The 16779-nt window shown below is 40.2% G+C and carries 14 protein-coding genes; 4 read left to right on the top strand and 10 right to left on the bottom strand.

Going from position 1 to position 16779, the window contains the following annotated elements:
- Window positions 1-3: 3 nt before the first annotated feature.
- The 5 genes from CWC16_RS09600 to CWC16_RS09580 form a co-directional block, all read right to left on the bottom strand.
- Window positions 4-1416 (bottom strand): sigma-54-dependent transcriptional regulator, encoded by a 1413-nt coding sequence (locus CWC16_RS09600; RefSeq protein WP_138541386.1) that lies wholly within the window; start codon window positions 1414-1416, stop codon window positions 4-6.
- Window positions 1413-3119, bottom strand: a complete 1707-nt coding sequence (locus tag CWC16_RS09595; protein WP_171037641.1) for a transporter substrate-binding domain-containing protein — start codon at window positions 3117-3119, stop codon at window positions 1413-1415. The genes CWC16_RS09600 and CWC16_RS09595 overlap by 4 nt, the downstream gene beginning before the upstream one ends.
- A gap of 335 nt (window positions 3120-3454) precedes the next feature.
- On the bottom strand, window positions 3455-4516 hold the full coding sequence (locus CWC16_RS09590) for a putative porin (protein ID WP_138541384.1): 1062 nt from the start codon (window positions 4514-4516) through the stop codon (window positions 3455-3457).
- Window positions 4517-4549: 33 nt separating this feature from the next.
- Window positions 4550-5821, bottom strand: coding sequence for a dicarboxylate/amino acid:cation symporter (locus CWC16_RS09585; RefSeq protein ID WP_138541383.1), 1272 nt, complete (start codon window positions 5819-5821; stop codon window positions 4550-4552).
- Between the two features lie 526 nt (window positions 5822-6347).
- Window positions 6348-7418, bottom strand: coding sequence for a mechanosensitive ion channel family protein (locus CWC16_RS09580; RefSeq protein ID WP_055014278.1), 1071 nt, complete (start codon window positions 7416-7418; stop codon window positions 6348-6350).
- Between the two features lie 130 nt (window positions 7419-7548).
- Here CWC16_RS09580 and CWC16_RS09575 point away from each other — a divergent pair, with 130 nt between their 5' ends.
- Window positions 7549-8511: a YihY/virulence factor BrkB family protein gene (locus CWC16_RS09575; RefSeq protein WP_055014185.1), complete on the top strand. Its 963-nt coding sequence runs from the start codon at window positions 7549-7551 to the stop codon at window positions 8509-8511.
- Here the strand turns inward: CWC16_RS09575 and CWC16_RS09570 are convergent.
- Window positions 8508-9398, bottom strand: coding sequence for a LysR family transcriptional regulator (locus CWC16_RS09570; protein WP_138541382.1), 891 nt, complete (start codon window positions 9396-9398; stop codon window positions 8508-8510). The two genes, CWC16_RS09575 and CWC16_RS09570, sit on opposite strands and share 4 nt — an antisense overlap.
- Window positions 9399-9471: 73 nt before the next feature.
- Window positions 9472-12492: a bifunctional diguanylate cyclase/phosphodiesterase gene (locus tag CWC16_RS09565; RefSeq protein ID WP_138541381.1), complete on the bottom strand. Its 3021-nt coding sequence runs from the start codon at window positions 12490-12492 to the stop codon at window positions 9472-9474.
- Between the two features lie 346 nt (window positions 12493-12838).
- Between CWC16_RS09565 and CWC16_RS09560 the strand changes: the two genes are divergently transcribed.
- Window positions 12839-13681 (top strand): pirin family protein, encoded by an 843-nt coding sequence (locus tag CWC16_RS09560; RefSeq protein WP_138541380.1) that lies wholly within the window; start codon window positions 12839-12841, stop codon window positions 13679-13681.
- A gap of 21 nt (window positions 13682-13702) precedes the next feature.
- Window positions 13703-14683 (top strand): glutathione S-transferase family protein, encoded by a 981-nt coding sequence (locus tag CWC16_RS09555; RefSeq protein WP_138541379.1) that lies wholly within the window; start codon window positions 13703-13705, stop codon window positions 14681-14683.
- Between the two features lie 70 nt (window positions 14684-14753).
- On the opposite strand, the gene CWC16_RS09550 is transcribed toward CWC16_RS09555, so the two are convergent.
- The 3 genes from CWC16_RS09550 to CWC16_RS09540 are packed head-to-tail and all read right to left on the bottom strand — an operon-like array spanning window position 14754 to window position 15797.
- Window positions 14754-14996, bottom strand: a complete 243-nt coding sequence (locus CWC16_RS09550; RefSeq protein ID WP_055017502.1) for a hypothetical protein — start codon at window positions 14994-14996, stop codon at window positions 14754-14756.
- Between the two features lie 10 nt (window positions 14997-15006).
- Window positions 15007-15453: a threonine/serine exporter family protein gene (locus CWC16_RS09545; protein WP_138541378.1), complete on the bottom strand. Its 447-nt coding sequence runs from the start codon at window positions 15451-15453 to the stop codon at window positions 15007-15009.
- A gap of 5 nt (window positions 15454-15458) precedes the next feature.
- Window positions 15459-15797: a DUF883 domain-containing protein gene (locus CWC16_RS09540; RefSeq protein ID WP_082422669.1), complete on the bottom strand. Its 339-nt coding sequence runs from the start codon at window positions 15795-15797 to the stop codon at window positions 15459-15461.
- A 501-nt stretch (window positions 15798-16298) separates the two neighbouring features.
- Between CWC16_RS09540 and mraZ the strand changes: the two genes are divergently transcribed.
- Window positions 16299-16757, top strand: coding sequence for a division/cell wall cluster transcriptional repressor MraZ (mraZ, locus tag CWC16_RS09535; protein ID WP_004589407.1), 459 nt, complete (start codon window positions 16299-16301; stop codon window positions 16755-16757).
- The last annotated feature ends 22 nt before the right edge of the window (window positions 16758-16779 follow it).

The following is a 16779-nucleotide window of genomic DNA, read 5'->3' as shown; positions in this document are numbered from 1 at the left end:
TTTTTAAGGCTCTGGCTGGCCTTTTTTAAGTCGCTTACTTAATGCTGGTTGCGATATACCAAGTAACTGTGCGGCTAATGATTGGTTTGAATTGGCGCGCTTCATTGCCTCGGCGACTAATAACTCTGCCGCTTGTTTTAGGGTAGGCAAAGTGGATGACGACTCAAACAGTGGTTTTGAAAGCTGGGCATGCATATCTATTGTGGGCACGGCGCTGCGCACACTTTCAAAGGCTTTCATCGATAAATCCCCTGATTGGTGGGTGCTCATTGCATCAAAGGCCATGGCGCGCAGCTCTCTTATGTTGCCAGGGAATGTATAGTTTTCGAGTAAAATTAATAGTTCTTTTGGAATACTTGCCACCGGTTTATTAAATTCTTGCGCGGCAAGCGTTAAAAAGTGCTCTAGCAGTAAAGGGATGTCTTGTTTGCGCTCTCTAAGTGGTGGAATATTCACATGATGAATTTTTAAACGGTAGTATAAGTCGTTTCTAAATTCGCCGTTTTCTTTTTTAGTGAGTAAGTTTTGATGCGTGGCTGCAATAATGCGCGCATTGATGCGTTTTGGGGTGTCGCTACCTACGGGGTAATACTCGCCTTCTTGCAAAAGCCTTAATAACTTTACTTGTGAGGCGAGGCTTAAATCGCCAATTTCATCAAGAAATAATATCCCACCTGATGCACGCTCTATCATACCTTTACGGGCTTGCTCTGCGCCTGTAAACGCGCCTTTTTTGTGGCCAAATAAGGTATCTGAAAATAAGTTATCGTCAAGGCCGGCTACGTTTACACACACAAGCTCACCATTACAACCACTGGTTTCGTGAATAGCTCTGGCTATGAGCTCTTTGCCTACGCCACTTTCACCGGTAATTAAAATAGGTTGCTGGCTGTTTGATATAGATTGAATGTAATTAAACACCGAATGCATTTGATGATCCAAACTAATAATTTTAGAAAACGCAGGATCCAGGCTTGTTTGATTTTCTAGTAGGTAGCCGCGCATGGCTTGGTTTTCTAAGTTTAGCTCTTGAAAACGCACCACCTGCATTATGCTATTACTTAGGCGTTCGGGATCTTCTGTTTTTACATGATAACCATAAGCGCCTAATTTTATACATTTTACAGCGGCTTCTACTTGATTAATGCCGCTGATGATCACCACCGAAATGTGAGGAAAAAGCTCGGTAATTTGCGCTATAAGCTCATCACCACTGATATGTGGCATGTTTAAATCAAGCAATACAACACGAATATTTCCTTGGTTTAGTTTGGCTATTACATCACGGCTATCGTTACATTGTACAATGTTGTTAATGCCGCAGTAGCGCTCTATTGCAAACGATATGCTTCGTAGAAAGCTGTTGTCGTCATCACAAATAAGGACCTCAAAACTAGGGTATAAATTAGTATTCATAGTTCACTCTCGTGTTGTAATAAGGGTAGTGAAAGCTTTACTTTTGTGCCTTTACCAAGTGTTGATTTGAAGGTGAGTTGGCCTTGGTGATCCGCCACGATCCCCGCTGATACAGAAAGCCCTAAACCGGTGCCACCCGATTGCCGTTTGGTGGTATAAAACGGATCGGTAAGCTTAATTAAGTGCTCTTGATCAATACCTACACCATGATCTTCAATGCTCAGCACAACTTGATTGTGTTTAGTATGGAAATAGCTGGTGATAATGATTTTTTGCGATTTGTCTTCAAGCGCTTGGCAAGCATTTAAAATCAAATTAACGATTACCTGTTCGATGCGGCTGCCGCTGCCTTTAAACAAAGGTAGCGAATTGGCTAAGTTAACCTCTAAGTGGTTTGTAGCGTTTTTAATTTGGTTTGTAACTAAGCGAATAGAGCGGTTTGTTAGTAAGTTTAAATCTAATTGCTCTGTTTTTTCGTGCGATGTTTCACCTTTTACCGCAAAGCTTTTTAAATCTTCTACTATGCCTTTTACTTTGTTACTGGCGATGTGCATATCATCTAAAATTTCTGGCAACATTTGTTTAAAACGTGGGTAGCTTACACCCGCAATAAGAAAGTCGCCTTGGCGTGCTTGGTGCTCATCGAGTATGTCTGTTGCATCTTCAAAGGCTTCTTTTATAAACGGAAAATTCAAAGTTAAAATGCTACAAGGGTTATTAATTTCGTGAGCCACTCCTGAAACCAACACCCCTAAGGAGGCCATTTTATCTGCATGAAGTAGCTGTAACTGCTGCGCTTGTAGCGCTTTGGTACGGCTTTCTACTTTTTTTCGCAGTGCTTTGTTCCATATTATTACCACGATACTAATGAGTAGCAGCACCACTACACATATACCTGCGATTACCCCAGCTTTTGACCACGGCGACACGTTTAACGGGCCAAACCATTTGTCGTAAATTTCTTGCTGGCGACCGGTATTTTTTAAAATAGCTAAACCTTGAGTAAATTGCGATAACAGTGCTTCATCTGCGGTTTTAGTGGCATAACCATAAAGCCTGTTTCTTTCTAGGCTAGAAATAGCCGTAATGTTTGATAGCCCTAGTTTTTTACTTAAATACAAACCAGGTAGGTTTGAAACTACAGCAAAATCATAGCGCCCAGAGGCAAGCAAGCGCAGAGCATCGGCGTGCGTTTCAACGGGTATTAGTGTTATTTTTAGGCCAGAGTCTTTTAGCATATCAAAGGCTGAGCCATTATTTTGAACAATCACACGAAAGCCTTCAAGCTCTGTGTAATTAGTAATTTTAGGGCTATTGTCACGCGCAAAAATAGAGTGGTTCACAAAGGTATGCGGGCTAAAGTTATACAGGTCGGTGCGCTCGGGTGTGGCGGCCATGCCTTGCAAAATATCTACATTTCCGCGGTCAAACTCAGCTCTTATTTCGGCCCAAGGCATCAGCTTTATTTTTATATTAAGCCCCATTACCGCCGCTATTTCTTGGCTAAGCTCTACGTTATAGCCTGTAAGCTCGCCATCTTCGTTAATAAACTCATAGGGTGGGTAGTTAAAATCGCCGCCCACTATAATTTGTTTAGGCTCAGTTAAATTAGCCTGCGCTACACTGCTTACGCTATTGATCGCCATCAGGCTTAGTAGCGCTATTTTTAGTACATAAAACCAAGCGTTTTGTTTGTTGAGCAAGTGTGTAAACCTCTGCATTTTTAGTTGTGTTAGGTCCGTTAGTTAATTGTGTAAGCAATACAAAAAAATGGTGTGTATGCTCCTTTTACAGCTTCAAAATGGTTATTTTTATTTGGCGGAAGGGGACTATAGTCTGTATTTTAATTTTATATAAATTAGGTACTAACGAATTTGGCATGATTTTAGGTCTTATTTATTTGCATTATAAGGTAACTAAAAATAAGTTATCCATGAGTTTTGATGCTAACTAGGTAGGTTATGTCTTTTTACTGCTAAAAATAAAAGCGATTTAATAACAGCTATTAAATCGCTTTTATTTGGTTGGGAGAGAGCGCTTAAAACTTCATGTTTAGATTTACTTGAATGCGATCGCGGCCATTGTTGTTTGTAGGTAAATCGTTATTAATATTATCCACGCTGTACCACCTTAAATCGGCATTTAAGTTATCTGCAATTTTATAATCTAGTTGTACGCGTGTGCCTTTAATATTGGTGTACGAACCCGGCGTATTGGTTTGCGTAAACGCGCCGTTCATCGGTAATGCATAGGCTTCGGTACGTAGCACATAAAAGCGCAGGCCAAACTCTTTATTTATTTGATAGCGTGCGTGTACGGTATAGGCGGTGTTTTCAGTGTCGGCTTCACTGGTGTAGTAATCAGTTGCAAAGCGCACTGGGCCATAACGTACAACAAGGTTGTAGGTCATTACATTACCCGCCTGGTCATCATCAAGGCCTGATTCAGCACTGGCGTAGGCCGTATCGGAGGCACTTACAAAAATGCCGCCGATACCTGCTTTCACTTTTACGTTATTAAATTCAGTAGTGTATACACCTTGCAGCTGTTGCCAGCTGGCATCGCGCTTGCCTTCGCCATTATCAACGTTTTCTTCAAGAATAATATGCCCTGCATTAACGCTAAAGGTGTTGTTACTCCAATTAGCTTGTACACCTTCGAGCGCTATATCGTCACGAAAAAGCAGCTCTGATGAGTGCATATAAACGGGGGCCGCTTTACCAATATATACTTGGGTGTTACTAAGGCCTGTGTATTTCATAAAGGCGCGGTCTAGGCCAAAATCGTCGTTGTCGCTGGTGTTGGTTATTCCAAAGGTTTGGTGAGTAGAGTCATGTGCGCTTGATGTGGTTCTAAAGCGCATTTGCGCTGACCAGTTTTCGGTCGCCGCGTATTTTATGCCAAAACGGGCACGCAAACGAGCGCGGCTTGTTGAGTCAATTGTATCGCCTTCGGTGCGCTCAAAACGCATACGCATATCGCCAAATAGCTTAACGGCTTCAAGGCCATTTAAACCTTCAATTGTAATATCTGCATGAGCAGGCTTTGCTAAGGCAATAACACCTAGTGCAACGGGTAAATATATCAGTTTACTAGTCATGGTTTGTTCTCTATAAAATTACTAAAACGAGGGTTATTGCTTAGCGGGTTGAGCCGCAGTGGTGTTTTGGTTGTAAAGGGTTTCGTCAAGCTCGTTTTCGCTTTTGCCAATTAATAAAGTAACCATTAAGTCGCCCGTTACATTTATGGTGGTGCGTGCCATATCTAAAATTCGGTCAATACCTGCAACTATTGCAATGCCTTCAAGTGGTAGGCCAACGGTGGTCAGTACTAGCGAGAGCATGATAAGGCCAGCGCCGGGTACACCAGCGGTGCCCACAGAGGCTAAAGTAGCTGTAGCTATAATGGTTAAGTAATCTGTTGTGGTGAGGTCAATGCCAAAGGCTTGGGCAATAAACAGAGCTAGCACACCTTGGTATAAAGCGGTGCCATCCATGTTAATAGTGGCGCCTACTGGCAGTACAAAGCTTGATACAGTACGTGATACCCCTAAGTTTTGGGTGGCGCATTTAATGCTGGCAGGTAAAGTACCTGAGCTACTTGTGGTGGTAAAAGCAATAATTTGCGCTTCAATAATACCTTTATAAAAACGCTGTGGATTAAGCTTGCCTAGTAGGCCTACAAAGCCGCCACCCAACACTAAAACGTGAATAATGCAGCCTAGGTACACTAAGCCAATTACTTTTATAAGTGGCAGTAAAACATCCAGTCCGTACTTGCCAGATACCCACGCCATTAATGCAAATACACCGTATGGTGCTAGCTTCATTACAAGCTCAGTTAATTTGTACATTGCATCGGCTAGGCTTTCAAACATTTTGCTAGCGGGTTCGCCTTTTTCACCAATTAGGTTTAAAGCAATGCCTAAGCTCAACGCAAACACTATAATTTGTAATATATTACCTGAAGCGAGCGAGCCCACTGGGTTTTTTGGTACTAAACCTACAATGGTGTCTACTAGGGTAGGGCTTGGTTTAGCATCAGCCACTGTGGTTGCAACCATATTTAAGCCTGCGCCAGGTTCAAACAACAGCCCAAGGCCTAAACCAATCGAAATAGCTACTGCGGTGGTGGCTAAATAAAATACGATTGATTTAACACCAATACGACCCATTTTGGTGGTGTCTTTCATTGAGGTAACGCCAACAATTAATGAGCAAAATATAAGCGGTACAATTAACATTTTTATGGCGTTAATAAATAGCTGGCCAATTGGTTTTATATATTCAGCATTATTGCCAAGCAGCATGCCAGCAATCATACCTGCTATCATACCTATGAGTATTTTTAGCCAGAGCGCCATTTTTTTAGGCTCGTTGTTATTAATACTTGTTGTACTGGTCATAATGTTATTCCAATTATTTATAATTTTAGTGGGAGCTATTTAACTTTTGCTTAGGACGTCAACGCGTATACGCTTACCGCACAGGCACGTGCACAGGTCATACAAGGGGCTTGCAATGATATGGGTAAGCGCTCGTTAGCCTTTTTAGATAGGGGTTGTTTGTACACGTGCATAATTAAGCTCTAAAGTTGTTAGATTATTGTTATTGTATTAATAATGCCAAGTGCTATTTTGTTAATAACATATTGAATATTATCGATTTTATTGTTTTGGGTTGGTGGTTTGTGAATATAACTTTTTGAATAATTATTTATAATGAGTGATAGGTTAAAGGGCGTTTAATCTATGGTTTTTTATTATTTTATTTAAAATCAGCAACTTGCATAGGTTATAACTTTTATTATTGATATAACAAAAGTTATACTTCCTGCATTAATTAATCATATTTCTCAGTTTGAAAGAGTTTAAAACAATATTAAGTTGTAAATAGGCTATATATGGCTGTATTTTTTCTTGTGCCTTGAACTTAGATAATATTTTTACCCTGTTCAGGATCGCGCGACTTTTCAGCTTGGTCGCGAATTTCGTCGGTATCGCTACTTACATCATCAAGGGTTTCATTTTGTTGTTGCAGCTGTTTAGTGGTTTGCTGAGCAGTTGAAGGTTGCTCAGTTTTGCTGGTGGGCTTTTGTGTATCACTCTCATCGGGTGTACTGAGTAAAATACGCTCACGTGCATCATCAGGCATGCTAATGCTTTGATTAGTAAACTCGGTTACAAGCTCACGCATTAACTGCGAGGCCACTTTTAAAGGGCTATGCTGTTCGCTGTTAACCCAAAAAAATAGATTAAAGTTAATTGTTGAACTGCCTAAATTGTTAATCAGTACTTGGGCTGGTGGCTCACTAAGCACACCCGTTTGCTTGTTAGCGATTTCAAGTGCGAGTGTTTGGCAATAACGAATATCGTTATCGTAACCTATACCAATCACCACCTTTGCACGCATTTTTGGATTTGCTGTTAGGTTTTTAATGGTATTTTTGTAAACCGTGGCATTAGGTATTTGTATATGGTTGCCATCGTAATCAACTAAGGTGGTTGCACGGGCTGTGACCTTTTTAACCACCCCTAAGCGGCCATCTACCTCTATTACATCGTCTATTTTAAATGGCCGCTGTACGCTCAATAGTAAACTAGCAATAAAGTTCTCTGCTATGTCTCTAAAGGCAAAGCCTAATATTAAGCCTATTAACCCGGTACCGCTCATAATGGCAATAGCAAATTCGGTCAGCCCTGCTAAACGTAAAAATAAATACACACCCAGTAATAAAATTAAAATACTAATACCGCGTTTGGCCACAAGGTGTACAAGTTTACTGTCGGTCATATAATGAAGTGGCTTTACTAATAGCTTAGACAATGGACTTGCAACAAAGTAGCTAAGAGTTAAAAGAATAAAACCTAGTAAAAGAGTGGGTAATATTTGCGCTGTTGCGTGAAGTAATTGCAAGCATTGGCTATATAAATACTGCCAACTTAGCACGTTTTGTTCGGTGTTTAAGGCATTAACAGCCGTGGTGTTCAGTGCAATTAGCATGGTTATAGGGCTGTTCATGGGGATTTACCTAAAATTTGTAATAATCTTACAATCAGCAATTTTAGTACCAATGTTAAGCGTGCAGCTTGGCAGACTTTTTGCTCAATAATAGGCTAAAAAGGAGTAGATGATGAGCAAAGCAAAACGAGGACAACATGCCGAGCAACCAGTACACATTCCAGTTGTCGGTTGGTGGGACATAGCCAAACGCATTTTTAAGCAAATGAGCCAAGATAACTTATCGTTGGTTGCAGCGGGCGTTGCATTTTATGCCTTGCTTGCCATTTTTCCTGCTATTGCTGCCATGGTTTCTGTGTATGCGTACTTTTCATCGCCCACCGATATTAGTGAACACTTGAGTAAAATAGTTACCTTATTACCACAAAGCACCAGCGATTTAATTTTATCGCAGGTCTCGAGCTTAGCTCAAACCTCTAACGCCAGTTTAAGCTTAAGTGCAATTGGTACACTTATTCTAACTATATGGAGTAGCTCCAAAGGCAGTCAGGCGCTGATTACGGCGTGTAATATTAGTTATCATGAATATGAAAAACGCTCATTTTTTCATGCTCAAGTTGTGCGTTTTTTATTTTCGGTAGGGGCTATTTTAGTGGCTATTTTTGCTTTGCTAATTATAGGTATTTTGCCCATAGTACTTAATTTGGTAGGCTTAAAAGAAAGTATAGACTTACTAATAAAGTTAATATCGTGGCCATTGCTCGCCTTTATGTTTAACTTTGCATTGGTGCTTTTGTATCGCTATGCTCCACACAGAAAACCCGCTAAGTGGCGCTGGATCACTCTTGGCTCTTGTATTGCAACTGTATTATGGATTTTAGCCTCAATTGGTTTTTCGTTTTATGTCTCTCACTTTGCAAGCTACAACGAAACCTATGGTTCGTTAGGTGGGGTAGTGATTATGCTAATGTGGCTCTATATAAGTGCCTATATTATTACGCTTGGGGCGGTAATCAATGCGGCAACCGAACAACAAACAGCGAAAGATAGTACCAAAGGCCCCGCTAAAGAGCGCGGTAAACGCGGCGCCTATGTAGCTGATCACCTTGATGTAGATGAACCAACAAACTCTTAGTTGTGTTTGTTATTACACAAGCTTATTAAATGCTGAGTAAATGCTTGGCCAACAGGACCTAAACGGTCACTGTCGTTGCACATTAAGTAAAGCTTTAGGGAGCGGGTTGTTCCTTGCTCTAATTTAAGGGGCTTAAGTGTATTGTTTTTAAGGTAGGGTTGAATCTGCGCACTAGGCAACCACGCATAACCAAAGTTTTGGCTAACCATATCGATAGAGTTACGTAAGTGGCTTACTGTCCAGCGCATATCAGCGCCAAGCCAGCCATCGTCATGGCTGGTGAGAGTGGCTGAATCGCGAACAACTATTTGTCTGTGTAATTTAAGCTCTCTGAAGGTTAGAGGCTCAGTGCGCTGATGTAAGGGGTGGTCAGGGTGCGCAACAGCAATAAATTCTATATCGCACAGGCTATGACAATTAATACCATAAAGCGCAATAGAGGTTATAGCTAGGTCGACCACTGCATTTGTAAGTAATTCGTTTGCGCCGTTAAGTACGCTCTCTATTAATTCTATTTTTACCAGTGGGTATTGCTCATTAATATGGCGTAGCGCTTGATACAATAAATGCTGCGGAAACACTTCATCTACCGCTATTTTTAATGTGCTTTCAATGCCTTCGCTCAACGTTGCGGCAACCGACTCTATTTTACTGGCTTCGTCTATTAAAAACTCGGCGCGGCGTAATATAAGCTTACCGTTATCGGTTAAATACGCTTTGCGGCCTTTTACTTCAAGCAATTTTACTTGTAATGCAGATTCTAACTTTTGCACTGCATGATGCACGGTTGATTGGCTTTTAAATACTGCGTTGCTAGCACCAGCAAATCCACCATGTTCTACAACAGCTTTAAACATTCTCCATTGCTCGAGTGTTGCCTTTGCCATTTTAAACCTTGTTACTACTTACTATTAATTAAATAACCTGACCGTGTAGATACACTATTTATTGCGTATTGGCTTATTTATTATTGGCAATTACCATTTTTTTGCCGATCAGCAATGACATAAACTCTTTTTTAGGCACTGGCTTTGAGAATAAATAACCTTGTCCGTAGTCGCATCCTGCTTTTAACAGTAGTTGCATTTGTTGCTGCGTTTCAATTCCTTCGGCAATAACTTTAAGACCAAGCTGGTGGGCCATTACAATTATGGCTTCACATAAAGCAAGCTCTTGGCTTCCTGCTTTTATATTGTCAACAAAGCGCTTATCTATTTTTAGGTAATCGGTATCCATTTCTTGCAGGTAAGCAAGTGATGAATAGCCGGTACCAAAGTCATCTAGAGCCAGTTGCATTCCTGATTGCACTAATGTTTTTAAGCGACTTTGTGTGAGTGGCTCAGGGTTGACCATAAGGCCTTCTGTGATCTCAGCTACTATGGAAGAAGCGGGCAATTTTGCAGCCTTTAGCATATCGCACCAATCCTCAATTCCACTGTCGGATGTCGATAGCTGCACAGGTGAGACATTGATACTAATTTGAAATTGCTCACCCATGGTGGTGTTTATTTCTTTTAGGGTGTGTATGGCTTGTGTAAATACAAATTGACCCAGTGCATTTATTTGCCTAGTTTCCTCTGCAAGCGGTATAAATGTCGCCGGCGAGACTAACCCTTTTTTAGGGTGGTGCCAGCGAATAAGCCCTTCGGCTTTGTGAATGAGTAAATCATTTAAGGCCACAATAGGCTGATAAAATAGCTCAAATTGTTCAAGCTCTATGGCTGAGCGTAAATCTTTTAAAAGCTGCATACGCGCTTGCGCGTGAATACGCATATCTTTTGAGAAAAACTCAAAGCCGTTACGGCCGTTATTTTTAGCCTTGTACATGGCTTGGTCGGCAGCTTTTAATAGCAGCTCTGTGCTTTGGCCATCGTTAGGTGCGCATGCAATACCCATACTGGCGCTGATAAACAGCTCTTCGTCTTCAAGCTGTATGCTCGATGAAAGGCTTTGCAATACATTGCTGGCAATTTGGTTTATATGGCGAGCGCTTTTAACTTGATCGTAAACAATTACAAATTCGTCCCCGCCAATACGCGCAACAAAGCTAGCGTTTACTGCTGCTTGAATTATTCGCTGAGAAACTAATTTAAGTAGATTATCTCCATAATGATGGCCTAACGTGTCGTTAATATCTTTAAAGTGATCAATATCGAGCAACATCACGACAAGTTCGCACGTTTCATCAGTTACATTTTCAAAGCGTTTATTTAAACGCTCTTTAAGCTCTAACCTATTAGGTAGGTCGGTTAAGTGATCAAAGTGAGTTTTTCGCCATATGGTTTCATCGGCTTGTTTTTTTTCTGTTAGGTCGGTAAATATAGCGACCCGGCGAGTAGGCATGTTTTTATCGTCGTAAACGGTATCTATGATCAGAAATTCGGTATAGGTGTCGCCATTCTTTTTGCGATTAATTATCTCACCCTGCCAACGGCCTGTTTCCCTGAGCTCTTCCCACATTTTTTCATAAAATGCTTTTGAATGTTTGCCCGACGCCAAAATGCGACTGGTTTTACCAATCGCTTCTTCTTTGCTGTATTGAGTTGTTTCGCAAAACGCAGGGTTTACATCATAAATAACGCCATTAGGGTCTGTAATCATCATCCCTTCACTGCTATTACTGTATACAAGCGACGCTAAATGAAGTGCTTTTTCGTTGACCTTTTTTTGGCTAATATCTCTAAGCACAATAATGTATTCATTATTAGTAAGGGTATTAATTCTTGCTTCGAAAAAGTACTCTTTAGATTTTTTACTTAATGAAAGCTCAAGTGTTTGCGAGTTCTGCAAACTCCCTAAATTAGAAAGTAATAACTCGGCACTGGCCTTAGGCAGTACATCGGCTAATTTAAGCGCGGAGCTAGGGTCAACGCTTAGCACAGGGCTAATATGCCCGCCAATATAAAGTACTTCACCTTGGGTGTTTGTACGTATGTAGGTATCGGGTAAAGCATTTAATAAGCTCATTAATTCGTTGTGCTTGTTTTTTAATTTTGCCTCTGTAGATAGTCGGGTCTGCGCCATAACAGCAAAACGGTCGTAAAGTGCTTTTAATTCTGGGCTATTGGGCTTTTTAATATGTTTGGGCATAGCGCCATCTGCAAGCTCATCAGTGGCTTTAGTTAAATTAGCGATAGGTTTAAATATACTTTGTTTAATTAAACGCCTAGCGAGTAACACTAATAAGGCAATAGCCAATAAAAATGCAAAAATAGTTTTAGCAAAGCTTTCATTAACCTTATTAATAAAATCCTCGACTGAGACAGCAATATGAATGTCTAAATTATTACCATGTCCGTCTTCATATATAACTGAGCGATGAAAAATTTGGTTTTCGCCTTTTGCATTTTTAAATACGGTTAACGAGCTTTTTGCGTGAAGTAAATCTACATCGGTAATCTTTTGGCCTAAATCACGTGGTTGATTAGGGTAATTGGCGAGTATTAAGCCGTTAGAGTCGGCAATAACAGCTTTAGCGTTGTTAGGTAATTTAGCTTCGCTTAGTACTATGTTCCACCAGTTCAATGCTATAACAGTAACTAGTGTGCCTTTTAGTTGGTTATTAGAGTCAATAATTGGGTAGGCAAAATTGACACTTTGCGCTTGAATACTTCGGTCGTATTGAAAATACCCCACCGAAAAGCTTTTATTATTAATAGCATTTTGAAAATAAGTACGATCGCTAATATTAATATTCTTACTACGCCCATTTGTTACACACTGAAGGTCGCCGTTTTTATCAACAATACCTATATTTGCAATATTTTTATAAAGGGCTTTTATTTCATAAAAGTAGCCTGGGCAGGTCGTAGGGAGCGTGTTACTTTTTGCCGTTTTATCGGCTAGATAAATAGTCACCCGTTTAACATCATCAACCATCGTTTTTTGTTGCTGTGTCAATTGCTTAGCTATATTTACTATTCTTTCTTCACTTTTTTCTATCGCAGCATCACGCTCATACCATAGCGTAAATACCGTCACTGCAGCGCCCGGAATGCTAAGTAGGATAAGTAATCTATAGAGCTGGCATTTAAGCGATGAAGTAAAGATAAGTTCTCCTTGGACTTTATGTTCCTAAAAAAATGATTGTAGACATAAAAGCTGAAAATAACCATACAAAATATAGGGTTGTATTAAAAAGTTGTTATAAATCAGCCCAAGCCTGAGCTTTTAATCATTAAGCCTATTATGCAACATAACCGAATTATCACCATTACCAAGAAGTCTTCTAAAAATTAGAACGATTTACTCGATTTAAAGACATGGTTGTTTAATTTTATGAATGTTTTAATTAGCTCATTAATTAATCTACTACAGTATTTTAAATATGAATATAGTAAAAGTGTTAACAGCTTATGCAACACAAGATGGGGATGGTGTAAATATCAGCCGAATACCTGGTTTTGATGGCAAATATCTCGACCCCTTTTTGATGATTGATGAGCTAAAGTCTAATAATGAAAGCGACTATATTGGTGGTTTTCCCCCGCACCCTCATCGTGGCATAGAAACCTTTACATACATTATTAAAGGTGGTTTTGAGCACCAAGATCAAATGGGCAATAAAAAAGCGATCCGCTCTGGCGATGTACAGTGGATGAGTACAGGTAGAGGCGTTATGCACAGTGAAATGCCATTGGCAGATACAAAAGAGGGGCTGCATGGCTTTCAAATTTGGATCAATATGCCCAGCGGCGAAAAAATGCGTGCGCCACGCTATCAAGACACAACACAAAATCCAGCTCCTGTAGTAACTAACAAGCAAGGGGTTATCTTTACTGCACTTGCGGGGAGTTGGCAGTTTGACAATTACACGCTAACGTCGAGTTTGCAAAGCTTAGCGGCCAACGCCGCACTGGCTAATGTTACTCTCCCTATTAATACACGCATACAGTTAGCAAGGCTTAAACAGCGTAAAGTAATGATTTATGTCCATACAGGCGAGCTTATTTCGGATGATGGGCAAACCTTTAATGCTGGCAAATTACTCATATTAAATGAAAACAGTGGCATTGACGTTTCTTCAAAAAAAGGCGCGGGAATACTTATTTTAGCGGGTAACCCGCTTAAGCAGCCTATTGCACATATGGGCCCGTTTGTAATGACCACGCAAGAGGAAATTAAACAAGCGGTGCGTGATTATCAAAACGGTGAATTTGGCACCATTTAATCGTTAACTGAGGAGGTTATTATGGGTTTATTAGTTGATGGCCAATGGCAAGATAAATGGTACGACACTGACTCGAATAATGGTAAATTTAAACGTGAGGCAGCAAAGCTTCGTAATTGGATCACAAAAGATGGTAGCCCCGGGCCTACAGGAAGCGGCGGGTTTAAAGCGCAAGCAAATCGTTACCACTTATATGTTTCTTTAGCATGCCCGTGGGCGCATCGCACACTTATATTTAGACAGCTAAAAGGCCTAAGCGATATCATTAGCGTATCGGTCGTCAGCCCTGATATGTTAGATAAGGGCTGGAGCTTTGATTTAGATAAGCTAAGTAGCGGCGATGATTTATTTAATAGTGAATACTTACATCAAATTTATACTAAGCACGATGCAAATTACAGTGGGCGAGTAACTGTCCCTGTACTTTGGGATAAGCAGCAAAATAAAATTGTTAGTAATGAGTCTGCAGATATTATTCGTATGTTTAATAGTGCGTTTAACGAAATTACTCATAATACGGATGACTATTACCCGCAATCACTTCAAGCTGATATTGACGAAATTAACGACCTTGTTTATGCCAATATTAATAACGGGGTATATAAAGCGGGTTTTGCAACCACGCAAACAGCATACGAAGATGCATTTACTGCGTTATTTAAAGCACTTGATAAAGTAGAGGACATACTAAGTAAAAACCGTTACCTGATGGGGGGCAGATTAACCGAGGCAGATTGGCGTTTATTTACAACACTCATCCGGTTTGACAGCGTGTATGTAGGGCATTTTAAGTGTAATTTACGCACTATAGAAAGCTACCCAGCGCTCAGTAACTATGTTCGTGAATTATACCAAATAGAGGGAGTGGCCAGTACGGTAGACTTTAAGCATATTAAGCGACATTACTATTTTAGCCACAAAATGATTAATCCAACGCGAGTTATCCCAAAAGGGCCTGCCCTGAACTTTAGCCAAAACCATAACAGATCGTCGTTAGGCTAAGTGCTATTTGAGTACAGCACAATAAGTAGCAATTGCACTCATAAAAAAGCGTGTATGCTTGCAATTGCTGCTATGCAAATAATTTTACTAGCCAGCCGTATTTACGCACAAAACTGTTTTCACTTTTACCTGCCTGCAGCGTTGCACCAGCTAAAAAAGCAGAGGCCAATCCTACCTTAGTCGCTGCAAAACGTTTAAAGCGGTACTTTATTGCTGCATGGTGCTGGCGCTTTAATGCGTGCTGTAAATCCATTTGCTTATTTAACGTGTCAACGTTCTCATTGGGTTCTTTAATTAGAAAATTAACGAGCATGGTTATTTCCTTATAGATTTAAAAGTTGCTTTACACTTTTAATCGTTTTACTAAAACCAATTTTGTTGCTTAGGTAAACGGTATTTCGCCAAAGCCAAACTAAACAGATTATCTGCGCTAGTGCAGCCGTAGCAAAACTCAGCCAAACTGAGCCAAATAAATCGTATACACCGTAACCAATTGCACCTAGTAAGCCGGCCCACAACAAAATCAAACCACTGGCAAAGCACCCTAAAAATATAGTGATCAACGCCATTGATCGTAACGACAGCTTCCACTCAGCCTTTGCAAGTTGGTGGGTAAGCTTTCCTTGCGTTTTATAATCCTCCTTGAGCTGGTTAGAGTATTCAATGATCTTTGCTATATGATCCTGCCAATCGTCCTTTTGAGTAGGGTCTTCAGTCGTTTGATTTTGAGCATTACCATCCGTGGTTGCTGTTGTTTGTGAGCTACTCATTATTTTTACTTACGACGAAATAATGAAGTTACAAGCATACCAGCCGCAAAAGCAATACCTGCTGTCGCTAGTGGATTTTCTGAAGCAAAGGCACGCGTTTTAGCGCTGCACTCAGATAATTTTTCACGGGCAATAAGTTGTTTTTCACTTAGCGCTTCTGCAGAGCTTGAAGCACCTTTGCGAACGCTAGATTCAGCAATTGAAGCCTTGCTTGAAAGCGCATCTACCGCATCATGTGCCACAGAGGTTGCTTTTTCTGTAAGTGGAGCTTCACTTTCTTTTTGTTTAAGATCAGGTTTCATGTTTGTTTCAGTATTCGGTTTTGTATTTGTTGCAGTAGCCATAATCAATCCTTAATAAATAAAATAAAAAATTTAACTGGTGCTATAGGAGATGCAACGATTAAACCAACCATTAAAAATATTTTAACTGTTTGATTTAGTTGTTTTTATTGTTTTATGGCAGGGCGCGGTAGATTAAATTAAAAGCAGCATGAAGTAAGTATTGCTGCCGTGCTAAGTAAATTTTACATGGCTATAAACTAGATTCATTTTTTTGTAATTATTCATCGATTATTCAGTAAGCAAATTATGTAAACCAGACGTTATTAGTAACGCTTAAAGAAAATTTTATCTACTACCTCCACTTTTTCCCACGTAATTCAATCGCTTTGCATAAAGCCTTATTTTTTCTAGCTTAGCGAGACGTTAAAGCTGGTCAGCTTACTTGACAAAAAGGCTTGTCAAGCCCTAAACTGGAGCACTGTGGTAAAAAGTGGTTTTTAGTGGATCTAACTGGATCAAATTAATCGAAACGCGATTACACAATTTAAAAGTAGGCTTTTTATGTTTCGTGGCGCTAGTTCACTGAGCTTGGATGATAAAGGACGTTTTGCGGTACCGACTAAGTACCGAGACGCTTTGCTGTCTGAAGATCAAGGAACGGTAATATGTACCATTGCGTTAAACGAACCGTGTTTATGGTTGTATCCTCTTGCACAATGGCAAGAAATAGAAAGCCGCTTGTCTAAAATCTCTAATATGAATCCACGTGCTCGCCGAATGCAACGTATGTTGTTAGGTAATGCCACAGAGTATCAACTTGATAAAAATGGTCGGATTTTGCTGGCGCCTTCATTACGTAGCCACGCAGAACTTGGCAAAAAGATCATGCTAGTTGGTTTAATGAATAAATTTGAAATTTGGGATGAAGCGCGTTGGCACGAACAAATGCGCCAAGACACTGAGCTGGAAAGACTCGGCGATTTTGAAGCAAACCAAGATTTAGATAATTTCACACTCTAACGGCACTAAAAAAGGCAAACAC

This window comes from Pseudoalteromonas sp. S3776, assembly GCF_005886915.1.
Lineage (GTDB): Bacteria > Pseudomonadota > Gammaproteobacteria > Enterobacterales > Alteromonadaceae > Pseudoalteromonas.
This window is presented reverse-complemented; position numbering and strand designations above follow the sequence as displayed.

Bases quoted from the DNA above. Each gene is read 5' to 3' on its own strand.
- CWC16_RS09600 (WP_138541386.1), bottom strand. From the start codon at position 1,416: ATGAATACTAATTTATACCCTAGTTTTGAGGTCCTTATTTGTGATGAC.
- CWC16_RS09590 (WP_138541384.1), bottom strand. From the start codon at position 4,516: ATGACTAGTAAACTGATATATTTACCCGTTGCACTAGGTGTTATTGCC.
- CWC16_RS09585 (WP_138541383.1), bottom strand. From the start codon at position 5,821: ATGACCAGTACAACAAGTATTAATAACAACGAGCCTAAAAAAATGGCG.
- CWC16_RS09580 (WP_055014278.1), bottom strand. From the start codon at position 7,418: ATGCTAATTGCACTGAACACCACGGCTGTTAATGCCTTAAACACCGAA.
- CWC16_RS09575 (WP_055014185.1), top strand. From the start codon at position 7,549: ATGAGCAAAGCAAAACGAGGACAACATGCCGAGCAACCAGTACACATT.
- CWC16_RS09570 (WP_138541382.1), bottom strand. From the start codon at position 9,398: ATGGCAAAGGCAACACTCGAGCAATGGAGAATGTTTAAAGCTGTTGTA.
- CWC16_RS09560 (WP_138541380.1), top strand. From the start codon at position 12,839: ATGAATATAGTAAAAGTGTTAACAGCTTATGCAACACAAGATGGGGAT.
- CWC16_RS09555 (WP_138541379.1), top strand. From the start codon at position 13,703: ATGGGTTTATTAGTTGATGGCCAATGGCAAGATAAATGGTACGACACT.
- CWC16_RS09550 (WP_055017502.1), bottom strand. From the start codon at position 14,996: ATGCTCGTTAATTTTCTAATTAAAGAACCCAATGAGAACGTTGACACG.
- CWC16_RS09545 (WP_138541378.1), bottom strand. From the start codon at position 15,453: ATGAGTAGCTCACAAACAACAGCAACCACGGATGGTAATGCTCAAAAT.
- CWC16_RS09540 (WP_082422669.1), bottom strand. From the start codon at position 15,797: ATGGCTACTGCAACAAATACAAAACCGAATACTGAAACAAACATGAAA.
- mraZ (WP_004589407.1), top strand. From the start codon at position 16,299: ATGTTTCGTGGCGCTAGTTCACTGAGCTTGGATGATAAAGGACGTTTT.